This window comes from Lentilactobacillus sp. (assembly GCF_040773105.1).
In the GTDB taxonomy this organism is placed as follows: domain Bacteria; phylum Bacillota; class Bacilli; order Lactobacillales; family Lactobacillaceae; genus Lentilactobacillus; species Lentilactobacillus parabuchneri.
In genome coordinates, this window is the sequence record NZ_JAXGWW010000161.1 from 1 (window position 1) to 4710 (window position 4710).

A 4710-nucleotide genomic window follows, 5' to 3' on the forward strand; every position below is an offset into this window, starting at 1 on the left:
CCAACTTTAATCCATTGACGACTGACTATTCTTCAAATTTTCATCGGTTTCCTTGATAATACCACCTGTAAAGGCATTGATCCGCTTCAGTTGAATCTGAGTGGAGTTCTGCGGTCGAATGGCAATGATCCAGGTTGGAATAAATACCCGGTCTCCGTCAATCGACAAGAGCTTGGTATATCCCAAATTTGTCCAGGCAACCGTGGTGTTATTTGGTATTTCATTATACTGATACAACCAAATTAATGCACGCGTTTCTGAAATGGTTTCAGATTTTTCTCTGAGGCTCTTAATTCCCTCCAGATACGACTGGGTATAACTCACAATTTGGTGATCGGAATTCAGCGTAAACCGAATCTGGGCCTCCGACGAATAAATGGAGCTGCCCATCGCCTTTTGATTGTAAACGATATTGCGACTGGTGGACAGGTCTTTACTGTAAACGTACTGGTCACCAAACAGGACAAACGTTGAATCAGTTAAGAGCTTGTTAATGGTTTTTTGCGGATTATTTTGATCAACATTAATCGGCTGCTTAAGTTCACTTTCCAGCTCATGACCAACATATTGGGGGGTCTGGTTGGTTAATTGGCCCATTTGATTACGCAAAACGTTGCTTTGCTCACCTGAAATATAGAAAGCATAGGCATTTTTCTTGGACAGATTACCAACTTTAATCTGGTCATTACGCATTTCTTTGACAATGACCGAATCCGAATCGCCCTGAGAAACGTTATCGGCTTGCATGTTCATATTTTTCTTGAACATCCCAAATAAGAAAATATCAATTGCGATGAAAGTCACCAAAAAGATGATTTCAATTCGTCTAAAGTTCACCAGGCTCCCTCCTTTCTAGTATTGATTCATGAGTGATGTGTAGCTAAGCCAACGGTTGTTATAGTACACGTACCAATCAGGCGTCAGATCAATCAGAAGCGGTGAGGTTTTATCCTTTGTCCAAGTGTAGCCAATTCGGGTCTTACTGATTTTTTTAACGTTATACCCTCGATTTTCAAGCCGCTTCAGCATTGTTTCAGTCGAAGGAAGTGAGGTGTAGCCCTTATTACTTGGTAATGGAACTTCGGGATTATCCAGAGAAAATTCACTTCGTTGGGCACTTGAATTGAGTGTCCGGGTTGAAACTGTCCCAAATCCATCCGATCGAAAAATTGGAAATCCTTCTACATAGGTTCGATACATGACCGAACGGGTCTTCTGATCGTAACTAAAGAAGCGGACGTTATCCATTGGAACCCCTAATTTGATGAGGTTCTTGTAGGAATCATTCAAAGTTGAGGTTAAATTACGCAGGTTATGGTTAGGCCGAAAATCAGAAAATTCAGCCATTCGGTTACTCGAGTTAAAAATTAACTGAAGTGAACTTTGGTCTCCGTAGATCGTTGTCTTCTTACGGCGTTTGACATTAATATTCTGGGAATCGGCACTATTGAGTAATCGACTAACGTAATAATCATCTGACTGACGATCAATCAAATACTTGTAAGGCTGCATTTGAACCGCGGTCGTCACATAAACGGTCGGTTGGTTGTTAAGTAATTTAAAGCTTGCCGGCTGCGTTCGCATATCCATCTTGAGGACGTTATTCAGCGACTTGAGACTATGCTTTTTGATGTCAATTTCATAAACCGTAAAATTCTTATCTGCCAAGAGATAAAGCTTAGTCGAATTATTAGTTGGTAAAACAATCCGATTAATCTTGTAATTCGGCAGTTTCTTAAATCGGTTATGAACGATATGATTGACCATCTTCATTGAAACAGTGTCCGAATAGTTCAACATAATCGAATCGGTTTGATTGGCAATCCTAAAGTAATCCACCTTGGAATTTTTGCTTAAAGTTTTAATATGTGGATCCTTGTAGTTCTTCATTGTCTTTTTAATTTCAGTAACCGTATTGACCAATTTGTTGACCAAAATAACCTGGCTTCCGTCAGCGTTGGTGTGAATTGCTTGAACCGGTGAATAGACATAGCCCCTGGGCTTAACCATCTGCTGGGACGTTGGGCTTTGAGCCGTCTGCTTATTGGTCCGATAATTGGCCGGATTGGTCCACAATACCACTGAAAGCGTTAGACTGACGACCACCGCAATGGTGAGTGCAAGTGGTATTAAGTATTTACTAAACCTCATCCCACAAGTCCTCCTCTTCTACCGGTTCGTAAGGCAGGGCAATATAGAAGGTCGATCCCTTGCCCTCGACACTTTCGGCCCAAATTTGGCCATGCAAAGCTTCGACAGTCTCCTTAGAAATTGCCAACCCCAAACCACTTCCACCCTGCTGACGAGAACGGGCCTTGTCAACTCGGTAGAAACGATCAAAGATATGGGGAATGTCCTTTCTTGGAATTCCCAAGCCTTGATCACTGACACTTAAAATGACTTTATTTCGAGTTTCGTACAAGCGACAAGTAATCACGCCACCATCGGGTGAGTATTTAATCGCATTATTCATCAAATTATCCAAAACTTGCGTAAATCTGTCGGTATCCAGTTCAACCCACAGATCACGCTTGGTGAAGTAGCGTTTGATGGTATAAGTCTTTTCCGGGTGGTCCTCTTTTTTGAGAATCATGTCAAAACGGTTTAAGACATAGTTAAACAGCTCATTGATATTGACCAGTTCAACTTCCATCTTTTGAGTTCCGGAATCCATCCGTGACAAGGTTAACAGGTCGTTAATCATCCGAATCATCCGATCCGTTTCATCTTGGGTGACCTTCAAGAACTTCGGTGCCAGCTTGGGATCTTTCCAGGCCCCGTCTGATAATGCCTCAATGTAGGAACGAACACTGGTCAAAGGCGTTCTCAACTCATGAGAAACGTTGGAAACAAATTGCTTTCGATCCTGATCGATTCGTTGCTGCTCGGTAATATCTCTGAGCACACAGACCAGTCCACTAATAAAGCCGGATTCTCGTTGAATAAGTGAGAAATGGGCATGCAGGACCAGGCTGTGGTCTTCACTTGAGAAGTCGAGTATCAACTCATCCGGCTTTTCAAGCAAGTCCCGAAGGCTATAGTCCTTTCGAATATCCAAAACGTCCAGGATTGACTTTCCCATCGCCTGATTTTCATCGAGGTCCAAGAAGCTGGCAGCAGTCTCGTTAATAATAATCACGTTTCCACGCCGATCAGTGGCTAAAACACCATCGGTCATGTTTGCCAGCACCGAATCCAGTCGTCGTCTTTCAGACTCAGTCGATTCATGGGACTCCTCAACTCTGACTGACAAGTTATTGACCGCACTGGCCAATTGACCCAGCTCATCGTTTCCATAAACGTGAACTTGGCCGGAATAGTCGCCACGGGCAATTCGAATCGTTTGCTTTTTCATTTCTTCAATTGGTCGGGTAATCGCTCGCGAAATCACGATTGAAATCAAGAGTCCCAGGATAATCGCAATTGAAGCGGCAAACAGATAAATCAGGGTAACGCTATTGATACTGTCATACACAGAATCCAGATTTGCCCGGGTATAGACGACCCCGACGACCGTACTGTTATTGTTGGAACTCTTAATTAACGGCGAAATCAGGGTATAGTAACGGGCACCTGTCGACGAATCGAAGGTGGTCTTTTCAAACTTCTTCCCGTTATATATCGCATTTTTAACATTATCGTCGGTTGTCTTTTGGCCAACAATCGCCTGGTTGTTAATTTGGTTGGTTCCACGAATCGTCCCTTTATTATCAATAACCTGTATTTGGGCACTGTTATTACTGTCGGAATCGTTCAGGATCGTCTTGATCCGGCTGTTGGCTTTTGTTTCATTCGACAACGACAACTCTGTCGTTAAAGAATTGGTCACATACGTCTGTAGCTGAATTTGATTCTTAAAGGTCGCTAAATTTTGGTGTTCCAGTTGCCTCACGAACACCGCACCAACAATTTCCAACGTCACCAGCAGAATTAGGGCGAAAACCAGCGCTATTTTAAATTTAATTGATTGGTAAAACTTAATTCGATTATTCACAACCAGTTAATACCCCTTATACAAATTGATTTCATGACTGATTAAGCTTGGTCGCTTTCTGGGTTGCGCAGATAATAGCCAACACCACGACGCGTCACCAGCCAGGTTGGGTGACTTGGACTGTCTTCAACTTTTTCACGCAGCCGCCGAACGGTCACATCAACTGTTCTAACATCCCCAAAGTAGTCATAACCCCAAACTGTTTGCAATAAATGCTCACGAGTCATCACTTGTCCGATGTGTTGCGCCAAATAATGAAGCAACTCAAATTCACGGTGAGTTAATTCAATATTTTCGCCACGTTTGGAAACGGAGTAGGCTTCCGGATGGATAACCAAATCACCGATTTTAATATCTTTATTTTCGTCTTCCTCGTTGGAATTGCTGCTATTGGTTCCTTGTCGGCGCAAGTTCGCCTTAACCCGGGCAACTAATTCACGATTTGAAAATGGCTTGGTGACATAGTCATCCGCCCCGAGTTCCAGGCCGAGAACCTTATCTAATTCAGAGTCCTTAGCCGTCACCATAATAATGGGTGTATCCTTTGTCTTACGAACTTCACGGGCGACTTCAAGCCCATCAATTTTAGGCAGCATCAGATCCAAAATAATGAGATCCGGATCAACGTCTTTGACTTGTTTTAAGGCTTCTTCACCGTCATAAGCGACGGATACTTCATAGCCCTCTTTAGTTAAATTAAATTTTTCAATGTCGAC

The 4710-nt window shown here is 42.8% G+C and carries 4 protein-coding genes; all 4 read right to left on the bottom strand.

What is annotated here, in order from left to right:
* Positions 1–6: 6 nt before the first annotated feature.
* Entirely contained in the window at positions 7–837 is an 831-nt protein-coding gene (locus AB3112_RS08370) for a two-component system regulatory protein YycI (RefSeq protein WP_065203838.1), read from the bottom strand.
* Positions 838–852: 15 nt separating this feature from the next.
* On the bottom strand, positions 853–2151 hold the full coding sequence (locus AB3112_RS08375) for a YycH family regulatory protein (protein ID WP_084973736.1): 1299 nt from the start codon (positions 2149–2151) through the stop codon (positions 853–855).
* Positions 2141–3994, bottom strand: a complete 1854-nt coding sequence (gene walK / locus AB3112_RS08380; RefSeq protein ID WP_084973738.1) for a cell wall metabolism sensor histidine kinase WalK — start codon at positions 3992–3994, stop codon at positions 2141–2143. The genes AB3112_RS08375 and walK overlap by 11 nt, the downstream gene beginning before the upstream one ends.
* 41 nt (positions 3995–4035) lie before the next feature.
* The coding region (gene yycF, locus AB3112_RS08385; protein WP_367334279.1) for a response regulator YycF at positions 4036–4710 on the bottom strand (675 nt) is incomplete at its 5' end.